This is a genomic window from Pseudomonas sp. P7548, from assembly GCF_013386585.1.
GTDB lineage: Bacteria > Pseudomonadota > Gammaproteobacteria > Pseudomonadales > Pseudomonadaceae > Aquipseudomonas.
The window spans coordinates 46,353-69,123 of sequence record NZ_JACARO010000047.1 but is presented as its reverse complement, the minus strand read 5'-3'; the positions used below and the strand labels follow the sequence as shown (position 1 = coordinate 69,123).

Annotated in this window: 28 protein-coding genes; 13 read left to right on the top strand and 15 right to left on the bottom strand. The window is 60.1% G+C overall.

The window, feature by feature from the left end:
* The first annotated feature begins 587 nt into the window (after positions 1-587).
* Complete coding sequence (gene mqo / locus HX803_RS19650) at positions 588-2,096, top strand: malate dehydrogenase (quinone) (RefSeq protein WP_178922723.1); 1,509 nt, start codon at positions 588-590, stop codon at positions 2,094-2,096.
* 69 nt (positions 2,097-2,165) lie between these two features.
* On the opposite strand, the gene HX803_RS19645 is transcribed toward mqo, so the two are convergent.
* From HX803_RS19645 to HX803_RS19630, 4 genes are all read right to left on the bottom strand, one after another.
* The gene (locus tag HX803_RS19645) at positions 2,166-2,453 is read right to left on the bottom strand and encodes a PA4642 family protein (protein ID WP_016976601.1); all 288 of its coding nucleotides are present in this window, start codon (positions 2,451-2,453) and stop codon (positions 2,166-2,168) included.
* 192 nt (positions 2,454-2,645) lie between these two features.
* Positions 2,646-3,131 carry a hypothetical protein gene (locus HX803_RS19640; protein ID WP_178922721.1) on the bottom strand — a complete coding sequence of 162 codons (486 nt, stop codon included), beginning with the start codon at positions 3,129-3,131 and terminating at the stop codon, positions 2,646-2,648.
* Positions 3,132-3,166: 35 nt separating this feature from the next.
* Positions 3,167-3,634, bottom strand: a complete 468-nt coding sequence (locus HX803_RS19635) for a WbuC family cupin fold metalloprotein (RefSeq protein ID WP_178922719.1) — start codon at positions 3,632-3,634, stop codon at positions 3,167-3,169.
* A 3-nt stretch (positions 3,635-3,637) separates the two neighbouring features.
* Positions 3,638-4,195, bottom strand: coding sequence for a hypoxanthine-guanine phosphoribosyltransferase (locus HX803_RS19630; RefSeq protein WP_176995068.1), 558 nt, complete (start codon positions 4,193-4,195; stop codon positions 3,638-3,640).
* A gap of 164 nt (positions 4,196-4,359) precedes the next feature.
* On the opposite strand from HX803_RS19630, the gene upp reads away from it, so the two are divergent.
* Positions 4,360-4,998 carry a uracil phosphoribosyltransferase gene (gene upp / locus HX803_RS19625; RefSeq protein WP_105520868.1) on the top strand — a complete coding sequence of 213 codons (639 nt, stop codon included), beginning with the start codon at positions 4,360-4,362 and terminating at the stop codon, positions 4,996-4,998.
* 2 nt (positions 4,999-5,000) lie between these two features.
* Positions 5,001-6,275 (top strand): uracil-xanthine permease family protein, encoded by a 1,275-nt coding sequence (locus HX803_RS19620; protein WP_016974275.1) that lies wholly within the window; start codon positions 5,001-5,003, stop codon positions 6,273-6,275.
* A 130-nt stretch (positions 6,276-6,405) separates the two neighbouring features.
* Here HX803_RS19620 and hisC read toward each other — a convergent pair whose 3' ends face one another.
* The 10 genes from hisC to HX803_RS19570 form a co-directional block, all read right to left on the bottom strand.
* On the bottom strand, positions 6,406-7,458 hold the full coding sequence (hisC, locus tag HX803_RS19615) for a histidinol-phosphate transaminase (protein WP_178922717.1): 1,053 nt from the start codon (positions 7,456-7,458) through the stop codon (positions 6,406-6,408).
* Positions 7,459-7,461: 3 nt separating this feature from the next.
* Positions 7,462-8,784 (bottom strand): histidinol dehydrogenase, encoded by a 1,323-nt coding sequence (gene hisD, locus HX803_RS19610; protein WP_178922715.1) that lies wholly within the window; start codon positions 8,782-8,784, stop codon positions 7,462-7,464.
* Between the two features lie 128 nt (positions 8,785-8,912).
* Positions 8,913-9,548 carry an ATP phosphoribosyltransferase gene (gene hisG, locus HX803_RS19605; protein ID WP_003188599.1) on the bottom strand — a complete coding sequence of 212 codons (636 nt, stop codon included), beginning with the start codon at positions 9,546-9,548 and terminating at the stop codon, positions 8,913-8,915.
* 215 nt (positions 9,549-9,763) lie between these two features.
* Positions 9,764-11,029 carry a UDP-N-acetylglucosamine 1-carboxyvinyltransferase gene (murA, locus tag HX803_RS19600; protein ID WP_178922713.1) on the bottom strand — a complete coding sequence of 422 codons (1,266 nt, stop codon included), beginning with the start codon at positions 11,027-11,029 and terminating at the stop codon, positions 9,764-9,766.
* 23 nt (positions 11,030-11,052) lie between these two features.
* Positions 11,053-11,292 carry a BolA family protein gene (locus HX803_RS19595; RefSeq protein ID WP_178922711.1) on the bottom strand — a complete coding sequence of 80 codons (240 nt, stop codon included), beginning with the start codon at positions 11,290-11,292 and terminating at the stop codon, positions 11,053-11,055.
* 114 nt (positions 11,293-11,406) lie between these two features.
* Positions 11,407-11,712, bottom strand: coding sequence for a lipid asymmetry maintenance protein MlaB (locus HX803_RS19590; protein ID WP_178922709.1), 306 nt, complete (start codon positions 11,710-11,712; stop codon positions 11,407-11,409).
* Positions 11,709-12,359, bottom strand: coding sequence for a phospholipid-binding protein MlaC (locus HX803_RS19585; protein WP_176995074.1), 651 nt, complete (start codon positions 12,357-12,359; stop codon positions 11,709-11,711). Before HX803_RS19585 ends, HX803_RS19590 begins: the two co-directional genes overlap by 4 nt.
* 11 nt (positions 12,360-12,370) lie before the next feature.
* Positions 12,371-12,838: an outer membrane lipid asymmetry maintenance protein MlaD gene (gene mlaD / locus HX803_RS19580; protein WP_005784855.1), complete on the bottom strand. Its 468-nt coding sequence runs from the start codon at positions 12,836-12,838 to the stop codon at positions 12,371-12,373.
* A complete protein-coding gene (mlaE, locus tag HX803_RS19575) occupies positions 12,838-13,635 on the bottom strand; it encodes a lipid asymmetry maintenance ABC transporter permease subunit MlaE (protein WP_178922707.1) in 798 nt (265 codons plus the stop codon). The genes mlaD and mlaE overlap by 1 nt, the downstream gene beginning before the upstream one ends.
* Complete coding sequence (locus HX803_RS19570) at positions 13,635-14,444, bottom strand: ATP-binding cassette domain-containing protein (RefSeq protein WP_053254426.1); 810 nt, start codon at positions 14,442-14,444, stop codon at positions 13,635-13,637. The genes mlaE and HX803_RS19570 overlap by 1 nt, the downstream gene beginning before the upstream one ends.
* A gap of 312 nt (positions 14,445-14,756) precedes the next feature.
* On the opposite strand from HX803_RS19570, the gene HX803_RS19565 reads away from it, so the two are divergent.
* The 10 genes from HX803_RS19565 to HX803_RS19520 all read left to right on the top strand — a co-directional run bounded on the left by HX803_RS19565 (position 14,757) and on the right by HX803_RS19520 (position 21,764).
* Positions 14,757-15,731: a KpsF/GutQ family sugar-phosphate isomerase gene (locus HX803_RS19565; RefSeq protein ID WP_178922705.1), complete on the top strand. Its 975-nt coding sequence runs from the start codon at positions 14,757-14,759 to the stop codon at positions 15,729-15,731.
* Positions 15,731-16,255, top strand: coding sequence for an HAD family hydrolase (locus tag HX803_RS19560; protein WP_178922703.1), 525 nt, complete (start codon positions 15,731-15,733; stop codon positions 16,253-16,255). Before HX803_RS19565 ends, HX803_RS19560 begins: the two co-directional genes overlap by 1 nt.
* An 8-nt stretch (positions 16,256-16,263) precedes the next feature.
* The gene (lptC, locus tag HX803_RS19555) at positions 16,264-16,836 is read left to right on the top strand and encodes an LPS export ABC transporter periplasmic protein LptC (RefSeq protein WP_178922701.1); all 573 of its coding nucleotides are present in this window, start codon (positions 16,264-16,266) and stop codon (positions 16,834-16,836) included.
* Positions 16,823-17,356 (top strand): lipopolysaccharide transport periplasmic protein LptA, encoded by a 534-nt coding sequence (gene lptA, locus HX803_RS19550; protein WP_178922699.1) that lies wholly within the window; start codon positions 16,823-16,825, stop codon positions 17,354-17,356. The genes lptC and lptA overlap by 14 nt, the downstream gene beginning before the upstream one ends.
* Positions 17,356-18,081 (top strand): LPS export ABC transporter ATP-binding protein, encoded by a 726-nt coding sequence (gene lptB, locus HX803_RS19545; RefSeq protein ID WP_016974288.1) that lies wholly within the window; start codon positions 17,356-17,358, stop codon positions 18,079-18,081. The genes lptA and lptB overlap by 1 nt, the downstream gene beginning before the upstream one ends.
* Before the next feature lie 184 nt (positions 18,082-18,265).
* Positions 18,266-19,759, top strand: coding sequence for an RNA polymerase factor sigma-54 (locus HX803_RS19540; protein ID WP_176995080.1), 1,494 nt, complete (start codon positions 18,266-18,268; stop codon positions 19,757-19,759).
* Positions 19,760-19,834: 75 nt separating this feature from the next.
* Positions 19,835-20,140 (top strand): ribosome hibernation-promoting factor, HPF/YfiA family, encoded by a 306-nt coding sequence (gene hpf / locus HX803_RS19535; protein ID WP_003171804.1) that lies wholly within the window; start codon positions 19,835-19,837, stop codon positions 20,138-20,140.
* 10 nt (positions 20,141-20,150) lie between these two features.
* Positions 20,151-20,615, top strand: coding sequence for a PTS IIA-like nitrogen regulatory protein PtsN (gene ptsN, locus HX803_RS19530; RefSeq protein WP_178922697.1), 465 nt, complete (start codon positions 20,151-20,153; stop codon positions 20,613-20,615).
* A 2-nt stretch (positions 20,616-20,617) separates the two neighbouring features.
* Positions 20,618-21,475 carry an RNase adapter RapZ gene (gene rapZ / locus HX803_RS19525; RefSeq protein ID WP_178922695.1) on the top strand — a complete coding sequence of 286 codons (858 nt, stop codon included), beginning with the start codon at positions 20,618-20,620 and terminating at the stop codon, positions 21,473-21,475.
* A 16-nt stretch (positions 21,476-21,491) separates the two neighbouring features.
* Complete coding sequence (locus HX803_RS19520) at positions 21,492-21,764, top strand: HPr family phosphocarrier protein (RefSeq protein ID WP_010213120.1); 273 nt, start codon at positions 21,492-21,494, stop codon at positions 21,762-21,764.
* Between the two features lie 104 nt (positions 21,765-21,868).
* On the opposite strand, the gene HX803_RS19515 is transcribed toward HX803_RS19520, so the two are convergent.
* Complete coding sequence (locus HX803_RS19515; RefSeq protein ID WP_178922693.1) at positions 21,869-22,762, bottom strand: ZIP family metal transporter; 894 nt, start codon at positions 22,760-22,762, stop codon at positions 21,869-21,871.
* Positions 22,763-22,771: the final 9 nt, after the last annotated feature.

Here is a 22,771-nt window from a genome sequence, read left to right as displayed (position 1 = left end):
ACAGAGAGCCGCCCACACAGATCGAATAGAGCTGGCGTGCTTGCTGCTGTCGTTGCACACCACCCCTCTGTATCGCATCTGCCAGAGCTGCCATTGCGCTCGGCCACTTGTGTTGTTTGCCCGTTTTTGCCGCGTGTCGGCAAGGTATCCGGGCCAGGTGCCAGGCTGGGGCAGCCCTTTTTTGAGGTTCACGTCTTCAAAAGAGCGTGAAAAAACGGGTTTTCACAACTTCACAAGAGTGTGGCGAGCAAATGAATAGTTTGGCGTTTGTACAAGCACCATCAGCGTCTGGAACAGCCCAACCACACAGGACCGAGCACGCCTCAACAACCGGAGCTTGAGCCTGTCCGCTACGGATTGGTTGCACGAATCACACGCTTTGACCATAAGTCGAATTGCCACAGGCGCCCATGAATGCGTTCATAGGCAGATTAGCCCGGCAGGAAGCGTGTGCTGAAGGTGCAAGGAATTGCGAATCGGACATGGCGATCCTGGCCATGGGTAATCTGGGGCAACACGTGAACCGCCCCATCACTCCTGGCAGCCATGCCGTCAATTTGGTGCTGCAGATTTTGGAGACGCGTTAAATGGCGCATAACGAAGCAGTCGACGTAGTACTGGTAGGGGCCGGCATCATGAGTGCCACCCTGGCCGTACTGCTCAAAGAGCTCGACCCCGGCCTCAAGCTGGAAGTCGTTGAGCTGATGGATTCGGGTGCCGCGGAAAGTTCCAACCCGTGGAACAACGCCGGTACCGGCCACGCCGGGCTGTGTGAGCTGAACTACACGCCGCAGGCCGCCGATGGCTCCATCGATATCAAGAAAGCCGTGCACATCAACACTCAGTTCGAGGTGTCGAAGCAGTTCTGGGCATACCTGACCAAAAAGGGCACCTTTGGCTCGTCCAAATCCTTTATCAGCCCGGTACCGCACCTGAGCTTCGTGCAGGGCGAAAAAGGCGTGTCCTTCCTCAAGAAGCGTTTTGAATCCCTCAGCCAGCACCACGCGTTTTCGGACATGCACTACACCGAAGACCGCAGCGAGATGGCTGAGTGGATGCCGCTGATGATGCCGGGCCGCCCGCTCGATGAAAAAATCGCGGCCACCCGTGTCATGAACGGCACCGACGTCAATTTCGGTGCGCTGACCAACCAACTGCTGAGCCACCTGACCAGTTCGCCCGACGCGCAGGTCAAGTACTGCAAGCGCGTGACTGGCTTGAAGCGCAACGGTGCCGGCTGGACCGTGAGCATCAAGGACGTGAACAGCGGCAACAGCCGTGAAGTGGATGCCAAATTCGTGTTCCTCGGCGCCGGTGGCGCTGCCCTGCCGCTGCTGCAGGCCTCGGGCATCGAGGAAAGCAAAGGCTTTGGCGGCTTCCCGGTCAGTGGCCAGTGGCTGCGTTGCGACAACCCGGACGTGGTCAAGCACCACCAGGCCAAGGTCTACAGCCAGGCTGCCGTAGGTTCGCCGCCGATGTCCGTGCCGCACCTGGACACCCGCGTGGTCGATGGCAAGAAGTCTCTGCTGTTCGGGCCATACGCTGGCTTCACCACCAAGTTCCTCAAGCACGGCTCGTTCCTTGACCTGCCCATGTCGATTCGCGCCGGCAACATCGGCCCGATGCTGGCGGTAGCCCGTGACAACATGGACCTGACCAAGTACCTGGTCAGCGAAGTGCGCCAGTCCATGGAACAGCGCCTGGAATCCCTGCGTCGTTTCTACCCGGAAGCGAAAGCCGAAGACTGGCGCCTGGAAGTGGCCGGCCAACGGGTGCAGATCATCAAGAAAGACCCGAAGAAAGGCGGCGTGCTGCAATTCGGCACCGAGCTGGTCGCGGCCAAGGACGGCTCGCTGGCCGCTCTGCTGGGCGCCTCTCCGGGTGCTTCGGTGACGGTTTCGATCATGCTGGAGTTGATCGAGAAGTGCTTCCCGCAGAAAGCCGCCGGCGAATGGGCTGCCAAACTGCACGAGATCTTCCCGGCGCGGGAAAAAGTCCTGGAAACGGACGCCGAGCTGTATCGCAAGATCAACGCGCAGAACAACATCAGTCTGGAGCTGGTTGCGCCTGCCGCCGAGACCGAGAGCTACGCTTGAGGCCTTGAAGCCATAAAAAACGCCCCGTCCTCTGCATGAGAACGGGGCGTTTTTTTATGCCTCGGATAATCAGCCGCGAGCGTTTTCGATCAATTCGATGTACTCGTCCGCGTTGCGCTGGTCCTTGATCAGGTCGACGAAGGTCTGGCCATGCTCGTCCTTGCCGTCGAGGTCCAGGCCGGCCTCCTTGAAGAAGCCCAGGAATCGCTCGAAATCGTCGATACGCAGGCCACGGTAGGCCTTGATCAGTTTGTGCAGGGACGGCGACGTCGCATCAACCGGTTCGAAGTCCAGGAACAACTTGATCTGGTCGTCGCCGATCTCGTCACCAATCACCTGTTTCTTATCTTTACGCATTACCGACTCCAGCCTGCAGACATTTACACGGGAAAAGCAGTTTACCTGCGGCGCGCGTGCTTCGGAAACAATGAAGATCCAATGTGGGAGCGGGCTTGCTCGCGAATGCGGAATGTCAGTTAAAGATAAGTTGACTGACCTATCGCATTCGCGAGCAAGCCCGCTCCCACAATTGGATCTACTGTGTTCTGGCTATTGGGTACGCACAGCGCCGGTATGCAGATCCGCCCAGATATGCCCATTGGCGTAGCTCAGGAATTGCACATACACCGTTTCATTGCGCAGCAAGTCGACGATCACACGGTACTGGGCCACGGGGTAGGACAAGGTCAGGGTCTTGCTCTTGTCGTCGTAGGCCGGCTTTTTCAGGCTTTTGCTTTCGGCATCGAAGTTGAGCACCACCTGGGCGATGGTAGCGCCCTTGTTCAAGGACTTGCCCTTGAGGCGGATCATCAGCGGCGAGGTCACCGGAATCGGCTGCTGGGTGGACTGACGCTGGTTGCCGACGACAACCGCGTACTCCGTGACTTGCAACAGTTGTTGCTGGTCGGCAGCCTCTGCGCGCAGGGTCAGGTCGTCGGGCGGCAAAAACTGGCTGTGCATCACCGCAGGCGCAGCCGCCAGTGGCAAGCTGAGGGTCAGCGCCAGGGCAGCGCAGGTGCGTATCAACAGGCTCATGGGCCGCTCCAGAAAAGGTGGCCGAGCACTGTAGCTCAATCGAACTGGGCAAGCATCCAGCGTTGATACTCGGCCACGCCGGCATCGCCTTCGCGAGGCGCCCATTCAGGCTGCTCGCCCTCCCCCACCGGCCGATAGGGGCCGGCCTTGCATTCGAACATCACCGTGCCGGGCTCAAGCACCACCAGGCCGTGGAATATGCCGGGCGCAAGATCGACACCGGAGCACTCGCCGCCCGCCTGCATCACGCGCTTGGCAATCACTTCGCCGGCTTCGCTGAACACCAGCAGGCCCAGGCGCCCTTGAAGGACCAGCAAGGTTTCTGCCTTGTCAGCCCCCAAGTGACGGTGAGGCGGAATATAGGTACTGGGCTGCAGCCCCACCGCCATGCGATGGCACGGCTCTTCCATCTGGTGGAAGTTGTGGTGGGTCCGGCCACGGGGGCTGGCGCCCGCTTTCTCGGCCAATTCAGCAAACAGTGTCTGATCAAGAAAGCGAGTCATGGCTTACATCCCTTTGACGGCGTAGATACCGTTGGCGTTGCGCCAGTAACCTTTGTAGTCCATGCCGTAACCGAAGATGTAACGGTCGATGCATGGCAGGCCCACGTAATCGGCTTTCAGGTCTGGGCGAGCCTTGCGGTCGTGGTCCTTGTCGATCAGCACGGCGGTGTGCACTTTGCGCGCGCCGGCGTGTTTGCAGAAGTCGATGATCGCGCCCAGGGTGTGACCTTCGTCGAGGATGTCGTCGATGATCAGCACGTCACGGTCGATGAACGAGACTTCTGGCTTGGCTTTCCAGAACAGGTCGCCGCCGCTGGTCTCGTTGCGATAACGGGTGGCGTGCAGGTAGGACGCTTCCAGCGGGAATTGCAGGTGGGTCAGCAATTTGCCGGCGAAGATCAGGCCACCGTTCATCACGCAGAAGACCACCGGGTTGGTGTCGGCCATTTCGCGAGTAATGTGTGCGCCGACCTCGGCGATCGCTGCTTCGACTTGCGCTTCGGTGTACAGGCAGTCAGCCTCACGCATGATTTGACGGATATGCTCAAGATCAGCGGACATGGCGCTCTCCAAGGGGGTGCTGTGGCAAGAAAAGCGGGCGAAGGTACGCTTCTCGTGCGCTCCGAGCAAGCCTTAATGGACTAACGTACTAGATGTCTATAGGACAACACCCTCGGATAGATTAATCTAGGCCGGTTTTTTTGCCCGCCGCCGGAGCCTTTCCCATGCCCACTCGCGAGATCCGCCACCCGCTGATCCGACACAAACTCGGCCTTATGCGCCGCGCCGACATTAGCACGAAGAATTTCCGTGAGCTTGCTCAGGAAGTCGGAGCGTTGCTCACTTACGAAGCCACCAAGGATCTGCCCCTGGAAACCTACGAGATCCCCGGTTGGGCCGGTCCCGTCCAGGTCGAGAAGATCGCTGGTAAGAAAATCACTGTGGTGCCTATTTTGCGCGCCGGTATCGGCATGCTCGAAGGCGTCCTCAGCCTGATTCCGGGCGCCAAGGTCAGCGCCGTAGGCGTGGCCCGCAATGAAGAAACGCTGGAAGCCCATACCTACCTGGAAAAACTCGTCCCGGAAATCGACGAGCGCCTGGCCATGATCATCGACCCGATGCTCGCCACCGGCAGTTCCATGGTCGCCACCATCGACCTGCTGAAAAAAGCCGGCTGCAAGGACATCCGCGCCATGGTGCTGGTGGCTGCGCCGGAAGGTATCGCCGCTGTCGAGAAAGCCCACCCGGACGTGCAGATCTACACCGCGTCCATTGATGAGCGCCTGAACGAGCACGGCTACATCATCCCGGGCCTGGGCGATGCCGGTGACAAGATCTTCGGCACCAAGCAGAAGGACGCGTGAGCATGCAGGATGAATTCAACGACCCGCTTTGGCGCCAGATCCTGTCTGGCGCACAAATGCTCTTCGTGGCATTTGGCGCGCTGGTGTTGATGCCGCTGATCACAGGTCTTGATCCAAACGTTGCACTGTTCACCGCCGGCCTGGGCACGTTGTTGTTCCAGCTGGTGACAGGTCGGCAGGTGCCGGTTTTCCTGGCGTCGAGCTTTGCCTTCATCACGCCGATCATTCTCGCCAAGGGCCAGTTCGGCCTCGCCGCGACCATGGGCGGGGTGATGGCGGCCGGTTTCGTTTATACCTTCCTGGGCCTGGCGGTGAAGATCAAGGGCACCGGGTTTATCGACCGGTTGCTGCCCCCTGTGGTCATCGGCCCGGTGATTATCTCCATTGGCCTGGCGATGGCGCCGATTGCGGCCAATATGGCGATGGGCAAGGCCGGTGATGGCAGCGAACTGATCCATTACCAGACGGCAATGATGATCTCGATGCCGGCGCTGCTGACCACGTTGATCGTGGCGGTGTTCGGCAAAGGCATTTTCCGCCTGGTGCCGATCATCTCCGGCGTGCTGGTCGGTTTTGCCATGTCGTTCTACTTTGGCGTGGTCGACACCGCAAAAATTGCCGCTGCACCGTGGTTCGCCCTGCCCCACTTCACTGCGCCGGAGTTCAACTGGCAGGCCATCCTGTTTATCGTCCCAGTGGCCCTGGCCCCGGCGATCGAACACATTGGCGGCGTGATTGCGGTGGGCAGCGTGACCGGTCGCGACTACTTGAAGAAGCCCGGCCTGCATCGCACCCTGCTGGGTGACGGCATCGCCACGACGGCAGCCGGTTTGTTTGGCGGCCCGCCGAACACCACCTACGCCGAAGTGACCGGTGCGGTGATGCTGACCAAGAACTACAACCCGAAGATCATGACCTGGGCGGCCATCTTTGCCATCAGCCTGGCGTTTATCGGTAAGTTCGGCGCGTTGCTGCAGAGCATTCCGGTGCCGGTGATGGGCGGGATTCTGTGCCTGCTGTTCGGCTCGATTGCGGCGGTGGGGATGAACACACTGATCCGCCACAAGATCGACCTGGGCGAAGCGCGCAACCTGGTGATTGTGTCGGTGACGCTGGTGTTCGGGATTGGCGGTGTGCTGGTTGGCACCGGCACCGGCCCGGATGATTTCGGCCTCAAGGGCATTGCCCTGTGTGCGGTGGTGGCGATTGGTTTGAACCTGCTGCTGCCGGGCAATGATGGTTGGAAGAACAAGAAGTCGGATGAGCCGTTGATCTAACTGCCTCAACGCAAAACCAAATGTGGGAGCGGGCTTGCTCGCGAATGCAGTGTGTCATTCAGCACATCAGTGACTGAACCACCGCATTCGCGAGCAAGCCCGCTCCCACATTTTTTGATCTTCAGGGAGCTTAGAGCTCGCCCAGGCCGTCGATCAGCGCCTGATTCTGCTCCGGCGTACCGATGCTGATCCGCAGGAACTGGGCAATCCGCTCCTGCTTGAAGTGCCGCACGATCACACCCTGCTCACGCAGTTTGGCCGCCAGGCCGGCAGCGTCGTGCTTGGGATGACGGGCAAAGATGAAGTTGGCCGCCGAAGGCAACACCTCAAACCCCTTGCCTTCCAACTGAGCGACCACCTTATTGCGGCTGTCGATCACCAGTTGGCATGTCTTCTCGAAATACTCACGGTCCTCAAACGCTGCCGCCGCGCCGACAATCGCCAGGCGATCCAGCGGGTAGGAGTTGAAGCTGTTCTTGACCCGCTCCAGCGCTTCGATCAGGTCCGGGTGGCCCACGGCCAGGCCCACGCGTAAACCGGCCAGTGAGCGCGATTTGGACAGGGTCTGGGTCACCAGCAGGTTCGGGTAGCGGTCCACCAGGCTGATCGCGGTCTCACCGCCGAAGTCGATATAGGCTTCATCGACCACCACCACCGAATCCGGACTGGCCTTGAGGATCTGCTCCACCGCATCCAGCGCCAGCACGCAGCCCGTCGGCGCGTTCGGGTTGGGGAAGATGATCCCGCCGTTGGGCTTGGCGTAATCCGCTACCCGGATCTGGAACTGCTCGTCCAAGGGCACAGGGGCCGACTGGATGCCGTACAGGCCGCAGTAGACCGGATAGAAGCTGTAGCTGATGTCCGGGAACAGCAGCGGCAGATCGTGCTGGAACAAACCGTGGAAGATGTGCGCCAGGACTTCGTCGGAACCGTTGCCGAGGAACACCTTGCCGGCATCCACGCCGTAATACTTGGCCACGGCCTGCTTGAGCAGGTCGCTGTTGGGGTCCGGGTACAGGCGCAGGTTGTCGTTCAGCTCGGCCTGCATCGCGGCCAACGCCTTGGGCGATGGGCCGTAGGGGTTTTCATTGGTGTTGAGCTTGACCAGCTTGGTCAACTTCGGCTGCTCGCCGGGTACGTAAGGCACGAGGTCCTTGACGAAAGGGCTCCAGAATTTGCTCATGTCTCAGTTCCCCTTCTGTTCAAGGATACGGTATTCGGCGCTGCGGGCGTGGGCACTCAGGGACTCACCACGGGCCAGTACCGAAGCGGTCTTGCCCAGCTCGGAAGCGCCCTGCGGCGAGCAGAAGATGATCGACGAACGCTTCTGGAAGTCGTACACCCCCAGCGGCGACGAGAAGCGTGCAGTGCCGGAGGTCGGCAGCACGTGGTTCGGGCCCGCGCAGTAGTCACCCAGGGCTTCGCTGGTGTGGCGGCCCATGAAGATCGCACCGGCGTGGCGAATCGACGGCAGCCAGGCCTGAGGGTCGGCCACGGACAGTTCCAGGTGCTCCGGCGCGATACGGTTGGCCACTTCGATGGCCTGCTCCATGTCACGCACCAGGATCAGCGCGCCGCGGCCATTGATCGACTTCTCGATGATCTCGGCGCGCTCCATGGTCGGCATCAGCTTATTGATGCTGGCGGCGACCTTGTCGAGGAACTCGGCATCCGGGCTGACCAGGATCGCCTGGGCGTCTTCGTCGTGCTCGGCCTGGGAGAACAGGTCCATGGCAATCCAGTCCGGATCGGTCTGGCCATCGCATACCACGAGGATTTCCGAAGGGCCGGCGATCATGTCGATACCAACCTGGCCGAACACGTGGCGCTTGGCAGTGGCAACGTAGATGTTGCCAGGGCCGACCACCTTGTCGACCTTCGGTACGCTTTCGGTGCCATAAGCCAGGGCCGCAACGGCCTGTGCGCCACCGATGGTGAACACACGGTCGACACCGGCGATGCACGCTGCCGCCAGCACCAGTTCGTTGATTTCACCACGCGGGGTTGGCACCACCATGACCACTTCGGTCACGCCGGCCACCTTGGCGGGAATGGCGTTCATCAACACCGACGATGGGTAGGACGCTTTACCGCCTGGCACATACAGGCCGGCACGGTCCAACGGCGTGACCTTCTGGCCCAGCAAGGTGCCGTCGGCCTCGGTGTAGCTCCAGGAGTCCTGCTTTTGCTTCTCGTGGTAGCTGCGCACCCGCGCCGCCGCCACTTCCAGGGCTTCGCGCTGGGGCGCAGTGATGCGCGTCAGGGCCAGCTCCAGGCGTTCGCGGGGCAGGATCAGGTCGGCCATGGACTTGACGTCCAGGCCATCGAACTGGCGGGTGAAGTCCACCAGCGCCGCATCACCGCGCTCGCGCACGGCCTTGATGATGTCGAGCACCCGCCCGTTGACCGAATCGTCGGACACGCTTTCCCAGCTCAGCAGATGATCCAGATGATGGGCGAAATCCGGATCGGCAGCGTTGAGTCGGGCAATTGCAGTGGACGTGGTCATAGCGAGGGCCTCATAGGATTGGCAAAAATGCTCAGGCGCCGAAAGTTAGCAGTCGATCCGCTTGGGCACCTGAGAATTCTGGCTATGAGGCGGATAGACGGGCGCAGCTGTTCAGCTACGCGGGTAAGTCAACCGCGGTGTCGCGACTCCACTGCCTTGCGCAGGGTGTCGATCAACGCCTGGATACGGGCGTGCTGCATCTTCATCGACGCTTTGTTGACGATCAGGCGGGAGCTGATGTCAGCAATGAAATCCTGAGGCTCCAGGCCATTGGCACGCAGGGTGTTGCCGGTGTCGACCACGTCGATGATCTTGTCGGCCAGGCCGATCAACGGGGCCAGCTCCATCGAGCCGTAGAGCTTGATGATGTCGACCTGGCGACCTTGCTCGGCGTAGTAACGCTTGGCAACGTTGACGAACTTGGTGGCCACGCGCAGGCGTCCCTTTGGCTCGACATCACCGACACGGCCGGCAGTCATCAGCTTGCACAGCGCGATACGCAGGTCCAGCGGCTCGTACAAACCCTGGCCGCCGTATTCCATCAGCACGTCCTTGCCGGCGACACCCAGGTCGGCCGCGCCATGCTCAACGTAGGTCGGCACGTCGGTAGCCCGCACGATCAACAGACGAACGTCGTCCTGGGTCGTGGGGATGATCAGCTTGCGGCTCTTGTCCGGATTCTCGGTCGGCACGATGCCCGCTTCAGCCAGAAGCGGCAAAGTGTCGTCAAGGATGCGGCCCTTGGACAGTGCGATGGTCAACATGGGAAACGTCAGTCCTTCATCAGGCTATTGCTGTCCGGTCGCGAACGGCGCCAGACACAGATCGAGGCCATTACAGCCTCGATTTTAAACAAATTCAGCATATTGCTTCTTCAACTTGTAGTGAGCGGGCTTGCCCCGCGACGTGGTGTGTCAGGCGCCTTAACCCTACCTGATACACCTCGGCGCGGGGCAAGCCCGCTCACTACAAACAGCAACTAGCCCGGTACGCGGCGGATTTTCGCGCCGAGCATCTGCAGTTTCTCTTCGATGCACTCGTAACCACGGTCGATGTGGTAGATGCGGTCGATCAGGGTGTCGCCCTCGGCGATCAGCGCCGATATTACCAGGCTGGCCGAGGCGCGCAGGTCGGTGGCCATCACTGGCGCGCCCTTGAGCTTCTCGGTGCCGGTCACGATGGCGGTGTTGCCTTCGACCTGGATCTTGGCGCCCATGCGGTGCAATTCGTACACGTGCATGAAGCGGTTTTCGAAGATGGTCTCGATGACCGCACCGGTGCCTTCGGCAATGGCGTTCAGGGAGATGAACTGCGCCTGCATGTCGGTCGGGAACGCCGGGTAGGGAGCGGTACGCACGTTGACGGCCTTGGGACGCTTGCCGTGCATGTTCAGCTCGATCCAGTCTTCGCCGGTGGTGATTTCGGCACCGGCTTCGCGCAGCTTCTCAAGCACCGCTTCCAGGATGGTCGGATCGGTGTCCTTGACCTTGACGCGGCCACCGGTGACGGCAGCGGCAACCAGGTAGGTGCCGGTCTCGATACGGTCCGGCATTACTTTGTAGGTGGCCGAGTGCAGGCGTTTCACACCGTCGATGGTGATGGTGTCGGTGCCAGCGCCGGTGATATTGGCACCCATGGCGATCAGGAAGTTGGCCAGGTCGACCACTTCCGGCTCGCGCGCGGCGTTTTGCAGGACGCTGCGGCCGTTGGCCAGGGCAGCGGCCATCATGATGTTCTCGGTACCGGTCACGCTGACGGTATCGAAGAAGAAGTTGGCACCACGCAGGCCGCCTTCCGGCGCCTTGGCCTTGATGTAGCCGCCTTCGACGTCAATGGTCGCGCCCATGGCTTCGAGGCCACGGATGTGCAGGTCAACCGGACGCGAACCGATGGCGCAACCGCCAGGCAGTGCCACTTCGGCTTCGCCGAAACGGGCAACCATCGGGCCCAGTACCAGGATCGAGGCACGCATGGTTTTCACCAGCTCGTACGGAGCGACCAGGGTCTTGATGGTGCGCGGGTCGATTTCGACGGCCAGCTTCTCGTCGATCACCGGCTCAATGCCCATGCGACCGAACAGCTCGATCATGGTGGTGATGTCGTGCAGGTGCGGCAGGTTGGCCACGGTAACCGGGCCATCGCACAGCAGGGTCGCCGCCAGGATCGGCAGAGCGGAGTTTTTCGCACCGGAAATGCGAATCTCGCCATCAAGGCGGGCACCGCCGGTAATAATCAATTTATCCATAAGAATCTCGACGCCTTGGGGGCTCAGGTGCGCTCGGCCCAGGCCGCGCGGCTGAAAAATTTCATAGTGACCGCATGGATGCTGCCATCGGTGATCCATGGGTTCAAATGGGCATAGATCTGCTGCTGACGCTTGACCGGGCTCAATGCCGCCAGTTCATCGCTAATCACGTTCAGCTGGAAGTTGCAGCCTTCGCCTTCAACTTCTACGTTCGTATCCGGCAGCTTTCCTTCAAGGAAGCGCTTAACTTCTAGGGCCTGCATGCTCAACCTCTATCGGCGCCCAGTGCGCACGGGTCGCACATCATACAAAAAAGCCCCGCGCCTGCGAACCCCGCATAGCAGGACTCTGACGGGGGGCTTTCCTGAAAATGGCTATTAAGGATGCGCCAACAGCTCGGTCAGGCCGGAAACCTCGGCAATTTCCCGCATGTCCTCGGGCATTGCACGGATGCTGACCGGCTTTTTAATCGCCTCGGCATCACGGATAAAGCACAGCAATAACGACAAGCCAACGCTGCTGGACTTGGTCACCGCCGAGCAATCGAGCACCAGTGCAGGCGCGGTGCTGGTCTTGATCAGCGCCTGGCCCTGCTTGCGCAGGTCAGGCCCGGTGCGGTAGTCCAGCACGCCGCTGAGGAACAACTCGCCGGCGTCGCCGAGACGAACAGCCGACTCGGTCATTGTGCGGACTTCCCGGCAGCTTGCTTGTCAGTTTCTTCCTTGGCCTTGGCCACTTCACCGGCCCAACCGTTGATGGTCTTGTCCAGGTCGTTGCCGTTGCGCTGCATGGCGTCAGCGAACTGATCACGGAACAGCTTGCCGATGTTGATGCCGTTGATGATCACGTTGCGCAGTTTCCACTCGCCGTTGACCTTCTCCAGCGTGTACTGCACAGGGTAGACCGCGCCGTTGTTGCCTTTGACAGTCATGCCGACGCTGGTACGGTCGCCCGACTCGTCCTTGGCAGGGTCCACGGTGATGCCCTGGTTGTTGTACTCAAGCAGCGCGTTGCCGTAGAACTGGAACAGGCCCTTCTTGAAATTTTCCTGGAAGGTCTGCATCTGCGCCGGGGTCGCCTTGCGCGAATACTTGACGGTCATGATGCTGCGGGAAATGCCTTCGGCATCCACCACCGGGCCCACAATCGAGTTCAGCGCGTCGTAGAACTTACTCGGGTCCTGCTTGTACTGCTCTTTGTTGGCAGTCAGGTCAGCCAGCATCTTGCTGGTCGTATCCTGCACCAGATCGTGCGCAGAACCTGCCGCGTTGGCCAGCAGCGGCAGCGCTGCAAGCAATACCAGCAGGCCACGTCGCAAGGTAGAGATCATGAACAGATTCCTCATTTGGCGTCTTTATTGACCGTATTGAGCAGGAATTTACCGATCAGGTCTTCAAGCACCAGCGACGACTGCGTGTCGTGGATGGTCGAACCATCCTTGAGCAGGGCTGTTTCCCCGCCCACGCTGACACCGATGTACTTCTCGCCCAGCAGACCCGCTGTGAGGATAGATGCAGTGGAGTCAGTCGGCAGATTATCTACCTTCTTGTCCACCTGCATGGTCACCCGGCCGGTGAAGCTGTCGCGATCCAGATCGATTGCCGTGACCTTGCCGATGGTAACGCCGGCCATGGTCACTTTAGCTCTGACCGTCAAACCGGCGATATTGTCGAAGTACGCATAAAGTTTATAAGTATCGGCGGTGGGGCTGGCCGACAGGCCACTGACCCGCAGGGCCAGCAACAGTAAAGCCAGGATGCCAGCCAGCAAGAAAAGGCCGACACCGATTTCCACAGTGCGGTTTTGCATCAGAAATCTCCAAACATCAAGGCGGTCAAAATGAAGTCAAGGCCCAGTACCGCCAGCGAGGCGTACACAACGGTCTTGGTGGTGGCGCGACTGATCCCTTCTGAGGTGGGCTCACAGTCGTAGCCTTGGAATACGGCGATCCAGGTCACTACAAAGGCGAAAACGATGCTTTTGATGATGCCGTTGAGCACGTCACCACTGAAGGTCACGCTGTTCTGCATGTTGGCCCAGTAGGAGCCGTCATAGACGCCCAGCCAGTCAACCGCCACCCACGAACCGCCCCAGATACCGACCACGCTGAAGATCATTGCCAGCAGCGGCAGGGAAATGAAGCCGGCCCACAGGCGCGGGGCGACGATGTACTTGAGCGGGTCCACGCCGATCATTTCCAGGCTGGACAGCTGTTCGGTGGACTTCATGTTGCCGATTTCTGCCGTCAGGGCAGAACCGGCGCGCCCGGCAAACAGTAAGGCGGTGACCACCGGCCCCAGTTCACGCAACAGCGTCAGGGCGACCATCTGCCCCACCGCCTGCTCCGAACCGTAACTGGACAGAATGTTGAAACCCTGCAGCGCCAGCACCATGCCAATGAACACGCCGGAAACGACGATGATCACCAGGGACATCACGCCCACCGAGTGCAACTGCTTGATCAGCAGGCCAAAACCGCCGCCGATGCCGCCACGACCGAGCAAGGCATGAAACAGGAAGAGGGTGGAACGGCCCAGCACTTCGACAATGTCGATGCCCGAGCGGCCGAAAAGGCGAACCTTTTCGATAAGAGATGTCTTGCGCATCAGCGCTTCCCCAGAAGATCTGAGCGGTAGTCCGCTGCCGGAAAATGGAAAGGCACCGGGCCATCAGGATCGCCGGTCATGAATTGGCGAATGCGCGGGTTATCGGCGTTCATCAACTCTTCTGGAGTGCCCTGCCCCAACACCTGGCCATCACCGACGACATAGAGGTAGTCGGCGATGCTCGCGGTTTCGGCCAGGTCATGGGAAACCACGATACTGGTGATACCCAGCGCATCGTTGAGCAGTCTAATGAGGCGTACCAATACGCCCATGGCGATCGGATCCTGGCCCACGAACGGTTCGTCGTACATGAGGATCTGCGGGTCGAGGGCGATGGCCCGCGCCAGTGCGACACGGCGCTTCATGCCACCGGACAGTTCGTCAGGCATCAGGTCGACGGCACCGCGAAGGCCCACGGCCTGCAGTTTCAGCAACACAATGTCACGAATCATTTCATCGGACAGCTGGGTATGCACCCGCAGCGGAAACGCCACGTTTTCGAATACATCGAGATCGGTGAACAACGCACCGCTCTGGAACAGCACACCCATGTGCTTGCGCGCATCGAACAGGTCGCTGCGCGACAGCGTCGGCAGGTTCTGTCCATTGACCCACACTTCGCCGGCACTGGGCCGCAATTGCATGCCCATCAGGCGCAACAGGGTGGTCTTGCCACAGCCTGAAGGGCCCATGATGCCCGTGACCTTGCCGCGGGGAATGCGAATATCGACGTTATTGAAGATGCTGCGCGTCCCGCGCTTGAAGGTAAGGCCCTTCAGCTCGACCGCGTAGGCGTTATCGGCACTCATCTAAACTCCTTGGGATGCAGCCTCTCACTCAGACACCATGTGTACGACATTCGTTTGCAACGGATGTGCAAGCAGGTAGCCACATGGGTTGGGTGAACCGAACTGGCGGCGAACTATATCACTGCTGGTGCGGCGCCCCCAAGGCCGGAACTGCGCTTGTTCAGATTGACGACAGGGAAAAACATTGCCGACTGTGTTGGGCGGGAGCGGAATCTCTGACGCCTTGTGAATAAAGCCTGACGAACTTGCGTGAGGGAATTGATCATTACCGCTATAATCGCCGACTTTTCGTCAGGCTATACGATTTCAGACATGAGCCAATCCAGCGACCTTATTCAATCCGCACAGCGCACCATCCGCCTCGAGCTCGAAGCCGTAGAGGGCTTGCTGGCCCATATCGACGCGGATTTCGTACGCGCCTGCGAGATGATTCTGGCCAGCAAAGGCCGCGTTGTCGTGGTCGGCATGGGTAAATCCGGGCACATCGGCAACAAGATCGCCGCCACGCTGGCAAGCACCGGGACCACCTCGTTTTTCGTGCATCCGGCAGAAGCCAGCCACGGCGACATGGGCATGATCACCAAGGATGACATCATCCTGGCGCTGTCCAACTCCGGCACCACCAACGAAATCGTCACCCTGTTGCCGCTGATCAAGCGCCTGGGCATCAAGATGATCAGCATCACCGGCAACCCGGAATCGACGCTGGCCAAGGCCGCCGAAGTGAACCTCAACGTTCACGTGGCCCACGAGGCCTGCCCGCTGAACCTGGCGCCGACGTCCTCGACCACCGCCGCCCTGGTCATGGGTGATGCGCTGGCCGTTGCCCTGCTGGAAGCCCGCGGTTTTACCGCAGAAGACTTCGCTTTCTCCCATCCCGGTGGCGCCCTGGGCCGCCGCCTGCTGTTGAAAGTGGAAAACGTCATGCATGCAGGCGATGAATTGCCTCACGTCCAGCGCGGCACGCTACTGAAGGACGCGCTGATGGAAATGACCCGCAAGGGCCTCGGCATGACCGTTATCCTGGAAGCCGATGGCCGCCTGGCCGGGGTATTCACAGACGGCGACTTGCGCCGCACCCTGGACCGCACCATCGACATCCACACCGCGACCATCGATGCGGTCATGACCCCTCATGGCAAGACCGCACGCCCGGAAATGCTGGCTGCAGAAGCGCTGAAGATCATGGAAGACCACAAGATCGGCGCGCTGGTGGTGGTCAATGAAGATGACCGCCCTATCGGCGCCCTGAACATGCACGACTTGCTGCGTGCGGGAGTAATGTAATGACAGGCGACCTGTTGCAACGCGGCAAGAACATCAAGCTGGCGATTTTCGACGTCGACGGCGTGCTGACCGATGGCCGCCTGTACTTTCTCGAAGACGGCAGCGAATTCAAGACGTTCAATACCCTCGACGGCCAGGGCATCAAGATGCTGATGGCGGCAGGTGTGCAAACGGCCATTATCAGCGGTCGCAAGACCCCGGTTGTGGAACGTCGTGCACAAAACCTGGGGATTCCTCACCTGTATCAGGGCCGTGAGGATAAACTGGTGGTTCTGGACGAGCTTCTTGGCCAACTCAACCTAAGCTATGAGCAGGTCGCCTACCTCGGTGACGACCTGCCCGACCTGCCGGTCATTCGCCGGGTAGGCCTGGGCATGGCTGTCGCCAACGCGGCGGCATTTGTTCGTGAACACGCCCATGGCATCACCACGGCCCGTGGCGGTGAAGGTGCCGCGCGTGAGTTCTGCGAATTGATCCTGCGCGCCCAGGGCAGCCTTGAAGCGGCCCACGCCGCCTACTTATAGAGCGTTTTATGCTGAGCAAAAAGATTCGCAACTTCCTGCTATTCGGGGTCATCGCCGCGCTGTTCCTCGCGGTGGGCTACTGGAATATCAGCCCGGAGCGCTTCCTCGACAAGCCTGTAGCGCAGGTTGACGACGGGGCCATCGACTATTACGCCATCAACGCCAAAAGCGTGCAGTTCCTGCCCGACGGCAAGGTGCAGTACGAAATGACGTCGGACAAGGTCGAGCACTTGAAGGCTACTGAAGTGACCTTGCTGACCAATCCCGACATGAACATCTATCGCGGCACCGAGTTTCCGTGGCACGTCACCAGCAAGCGTGGCGAGGTCAACCCGGACGGCACCCAAGTAGAACTGATCGACTCGGTACGCGTTGCGCGCACTGACGACAAGAACCGCGACACCGTGATCACCACCAGTCGCATGACCGTATTCCCGCAGAAGCAATATGCGCAGACCGAGCAAGACGTTAGAATCGACGGCGCTGGCGGTGTATCGACTGGCAAGGGAATGAAAGCGTATTTGAAAGAAAGCAGGATACACCTGCTATCGAACGTAAGAGGACAGTATGAGGCTCGTTAAAACTCTCCCTATTTTGCTCGGTCTGGGCGCAGCACTGGGAAGCGTGAGCGCCTGGGCTCTGCCGAACGATAGCCAGCAACCGATCCACATCCAGGCTGACGATGCGCAGCTGGATGACAAGCAAGGCGTCGCGACCTACACCGGTGGCGTGATCATTACCCAGGGCTCGATGAAGATCACTGGCAACACGGTGACACTGACCCGCACCAAGAGCGGCGACATCGACGTCGTGACCTCGGTGGGCAACCTGGCCTATTTCGAACAGAAGCAGGCACCTGCCGACACCGCCCCGATGAAGGGCTATGGCAAGACCATTCAGTATCACGCCCAGCAGAACCGCATTGTCCTGATTGACCAGGCCAAGGTCGTCAGCACCGACGGCAACACCACGGAAGGTGAAAAAATCACCTATGACACCGTGAAACAGGTCGCCAACGCCGGTCGCGCCAATGGCAACAAGGTCACCGCACCTCGTCCGCGTATCGACATGGTTATCCAGCCGAAGAAGAAGGCCGAGTAATGGCAACCCTGAAAGCCCAGCATCTGGCCAAGGCCTACAAAAGCCGTCAGGTCGTGCGCGACGTCAGCCTGTCGATCGACAGCGGCCAGATCGTCGGCCTGCTCGGCCCCAACGGTGCCGGCAAGACCACCTGTTTCTACATGATCGTCGGCCTGGTCCAGGCAGATCAGGGTCGCGTACTGATCGACGACCTGGATGTCAGCCACCAGCCGATGCACGGTCGTGCTCGCGCCGGTATCGGCTATCTTCCCCAGGAAGCGTCGATCTTCCGCAAACTGTCGGTTTCGGACAACATCATGGCGATCCTGGAGACCCGCAAGGAACTCGACCGTGACGGCCGCCGCAAGGAGCTGGAAAGCCTGCTGCAGGAATTCCATATCAACCACATCCGCGACAACCTGGGCATGAGCCTGTCCGGTGGCGAGCGTCGCCGTGTGGAAATCGCCCGCGCATTGGCCACCGCGCCGAAGTTCATCCTGCTGGACGAACCGTTCGCCGGCGTCGACCCGATTTCGGTGGGCGATATCAAACAGATCATCCACCACCTCAAGGCCAAGGGGATCGGCGTACTGATCACTGACCACAACGTTCGCGAGACCCTCGATATCTGTGAAACCGCTTATATCGTCAACGATGGCCAATTGATCGCCGAAGGCGACTCCGCCACCATCCTGGCCAACGAACTGGTCAAGGAAGTGTACCTGGGCCACGAGTTCCGCCTGTAAGCGTCGCGGTGTCAGGCCGAACGCCAGCGCGCGCGGGAGTCAATAAAAACCTCAGTTTTTTTATTGTTACCGCGCTCTAGGCAAAGCCCCCGATATCAGGCATATAATTTGCTTATGTTTGGCGCTCACGCGCCCTGTCGTGGATGGCGCATTGCGCCGGCGAATAAGGTGTTAAGCCCCTGCCATGAAACCATCGCTAGTCCTGAGAATGGGCCAGCAGCTGACGATGACACCGCAGCTGCAACAGGCCATCCGCCTGCTCCAATTGTCGACCCTGGACCTGCAACAGGAAATCCAGGAGGCCCTGGAGTCCAATCCGATGCTCGAACGCCAGGAAGAAGGCGACGACTTCGACAATGCAGACCCGCTGGCTGACAACATCGAGCAAAAACCCAATTCCGACGTGCAGGAACCCTCCTATCAGGAAACCGCCCCGACGGTGGACAACCTGGAGGACGGCGAATGGAACGAACGCATTCCCAACGAGCTTCCCGTGGACACGGCCTGGGAAGACGTCTACCAGACCAGTGCCAGCAGCCTGCCAAGCAATGACGATGACGAGTGGGACTTCACCACCCGCACGTCCGCCGGCGAGAGCCTGCAGAGCCATCTGCTGTGGCAACTGAACCTGGCACCGATGTCCGACACCGATCGCCTGATCGCCGTCACCCTGATCGACTGCATCAATAACCAGGGCTACCTGGACGAAACCCTTGAGGAAATCCTTGAGGCATTCGACCCGGAACTGGACATTGAGCTGGACGAGATCGAAGCCGTCCTGCACCGAATCCAGCAATTCGAACCGGCCGGCATTGGCGCCCGGACCCTCAGCGAGTGCCTGCTGCTGCAATTGCGCCAACTTCCGGCCAAGACGCCTTGGCTTGCCGAGGCCCAGCGCCTGGTCAATGACTACATCGACCTGCTGGGCAGCCGCGACTACAGCCAGCTCATGCGCCGCATGAAGCTCAAGGAAGACGACCTGCGCCAGGTCATCGAGCTGGTCCAGAGCCTCAACCCACGCCCCGGTTCGCAGATCGAGTCCAGCGAAGCTGAATACGTCGTCCCTGACGTGATCGTACGCAAGGACAACGAGCGCTGGCTGGTGGAGCTTAACCAGGAGTCGGTACCACGCTTGCGCGTCAACCCGCAGTACGCCGGTTTTGTACGTCGTGCCGACACCAGCGCCGACAACACCTTCATGCGCAACCAGTTGCAGGAAGCGCGCTGGTTCATCAAGAGCCTGCAAAGCCGCAACGAAACCCTGATGAAAGTCGCCACCCAGATCGTCGAGCACCAGCGCGGCTTCCTGGAATACGGCGACGAGGCGATGAAGCCGCTGGTGCTGCATGACATCGCCGAAGCAGTGGGCATGCATGAATCGACGATCTCCCGGGTGACCACGCAGAAATTCATGCATACCCCACGGGGTATTTATGAACTGAAATACTTTTTCTCCAGCCACGTCAGCACCTCCGAAGGCGGCGAATGCTCGTCCACGGCGATCCGCGCGATCATCAAAAAACTGGTTGCCGCTGAAAATCAGAAAAAGCCATTGAGTGACAGTAAGATCGCTGGTTTACTGGAGGCACAAGGCATTCAGGTCGCCCGTCGAACCGTCGCCAAGTACCGCGAGTCCCTCGGGATCGCGCCTTCCAGCGAGCGTAAGCGTTTGATGTGACGGGCGGGCCACAGCGTTCCAGTGGCAGGCACCCCGGCCTGCCGCTTTATGCACTGGCAACGAAGGAGAAGCTGTATGCAAGTCAACATCAGTGGACACCAGCTGGAAGTCACCAAACCCCTGCGTGAATACACCGAAAGCAAGCTGAACAAGCTGGCAGGGCATTTTGACAAGATCACCAACGTGCAGGTCATCATGGAGGTCGATAAGCTCAAGCAGAAAATCGAGGCCACTCTGCACGTACCGAATGCAAAGCTCGTCGCCAATGCGGAGCATGAAGACATGTACGCGGCGATCGACTCGCTCTACGACAAGCTGGACCGCCAACTCATAAAGCATAAGGAAAAGAATCTGCACCTGATGCAAGGTACAGGTCGTTAACTCTCCCCCCATGATCCGACTTGAAACCATCCTGACCCCCGGCCGTTCCCTCGTGAACGTGCCGGGCGGCAGCAAGAAAAAAGCCCTCGAACAAATTGCCAACCTGATCGCGCGCGAAGTGCCGGATCTGGAGATGCAAGATGTCTTCGACGCGCTGATTGCCCGTGAAAAACTCGGCTCCACCGGTTTTGGCAACGGCATCGCCATCCCCCACTGCCGTCTCAAGGGTTGCGAAACACCTGTCAGTGCCCTGCTGCACCTTGAAGCTCCCATCGATTTCGACGCCATCGACGGCGCCCCGGTCGACCTGCTGTTTGTCCTGCTGGTCCCGCAAGCCGCCACCGATGTGCACCTGGAACTGCTTCGGCAGATCGCCAGCATGCTTGACCGCAAGGACGTACGCGACAAACTGCGTGGCGCCAGCAGCAATGAGGCGCTTTATCAGGTTGTCCTGGATGAACAGAACGGGCAGTAATCATGCGTTTGATCATCGTCAGCGGCCGCTCCGGCTCGGGTAAAAGCACCGCCCTCAATGTCCTTGAGGACAACGGCTTTTATTGCATCGACAACCTGCCGGCCGGCCTGCTGCCGGAGCTGGCGGAACGCGCACTGATCCACACCGAGCTGGCCCAGCCCCTGGTTGCCGTTTCGATTGATGCCCGCAACCTGCCCAGCCACCTTGAGCGTTTTCCGCAACTGCTCGAGGAGGTCAGGGCCAAGCATATTCATTGTGATGTGCTGTACCTGGACGCCGACGAAGAAACCCTGCTCAAGCGCTTTTCCGAGACCCGCCGACGTCACCCCCTCAGCAGCCCCCATCGCTCCCTGGCAGAAGCCATCGAGGATGAAACCAAGTTGCTGGGCCCGATCATTGACCTCGCCGACCTCAAGATCAACACCACCAGCCTCAATCTGTATCAGTTGCGCGATGCCATCAAGCTGCGCCTGCTCAACCAACCGGAACCTGGCACGGCGTTTCTCGTGGAGTCGTTCGGCTTCAAGCGCGGCATGCCGGTGGACGCCGACCTGGTGTTCGATGTGCGCTGCCTGCCCAACCCTTACTGGAAGCCGGAACTGCGCGAACAATCCGGGCTGGACTTGCCTGTAGCCGAATACCTGGCCGCGCAGCCGGATGTTGAAGAGATGTTCCAGGATATCTCCAGCTACCTGCTCAAATGGCTACCCCGCTTTGCCGCGAGCAATCGCGCGTACGTCACCATTGCCATCGGCTGCACCGGTGGTCACCACCGCTCCGTCTACCTGACCGAACGCCTGGGCCAGGTGCTGCAACAAACCCTCAAGAACGTCCAGGTCCGCCACCGCGACCTTAGCTGAAAGGAACACCTGCGCGATGCCCGCTCTGGAAATTGAAATCATCAACAAGCTAGGCCTGCACGCCCGTGCCTCAGCCAAATTCGTCGGCGTGGCCGGGCAGTTTCCTTGCCAGATCCGCGCCGGTCGCACACCGGAATCGATGGTCGACGGCAAGAGCATCATGGCCATGATGATGCTGGCAGCCGGCAAGGGCACCAAGATTCACCTGAAGACGGAAGGCGAACAGGAAGACGAAGCCATGGCTGCACTGGTGGCGTTGATCAACAACTACTTCGACGAAGGCGAATAGCCCCATCCCTTGTAGGAGCCCGGCTTGCCGGCGATGAGGCCTTTGAGTCAGGTGTTGGACCTGAGGACGCCATCGCCGGCAAGCCGGGTTCCTACAGAAGCGATTTATCCCAAGGCCGTGTCCATCACCATCATCAAGCAGAAGCCGATGCACAGCCCCAGGCTGGCGAGCTTTTCGTGACCATTGCGCCGCGACTCCGGGATGACCTCGTGGGTCACGACCAACAGCATCGCACCCGCCGCCAACGCCAACCCAAGCGGCAACAGCACTTCGGCCAGGCTGACCAGCCAGGCGCAAAGCACTGCGAATACCGGCTCCACCAAGCCTGACGCTGCGCCGATCAAGAACGCCTTGACCCGCGACATCCCCGCGCCGGCCAATACCAATGCAATCACCAGGCCTTCGGGTACATCCTGCAAAGCGATGCCCATGGCCAGGCTGTCGGCATCTGGCATGCCACCGCCTGCGGAGACGCCCACGGCCATGCCTTCGGGAATATTGTGGGCAATGATGGCAAACACGAACAACCAGATACGTGGAGGAATCACAGGCTTATCCGGTGTGCCCACCAACATTTCCGGGCTCGCACCGGAGACCTTGCGGTCGACCAGGTACAGCCCGAAGGCGCCCAGCATGATGCCGAAGCTGATCAACCCACTGGCGCCCCAAGGCGAGAGCCCCAGGGTTTCAGCGGCGGCAATGCCCGGCACGATCAACGAAAACGCGGTCGCAGCCAGCATCACACCCGCCCCAAACCCCAATAAGGTATCGCTGAGTGCGACGGGCATCCGGCGAATCACCAACACCGGCACCGCGCCCAATGCGGTGCCGAGCGCGCAAATCGCCCCGCCCTGCAACGCCCGCAGGATGCGCGGTTCGAGGTCCAGCCAGGCCAGCCCGTGAGCCACCAGCAATGCAGTACCTGCCAACAGCAGCAGCGAGCCAAACGCATAACGAAACATTCGCCCGCTGCTGATCGCCAGTGTTTCAGTGCCCATAGTCGGCCT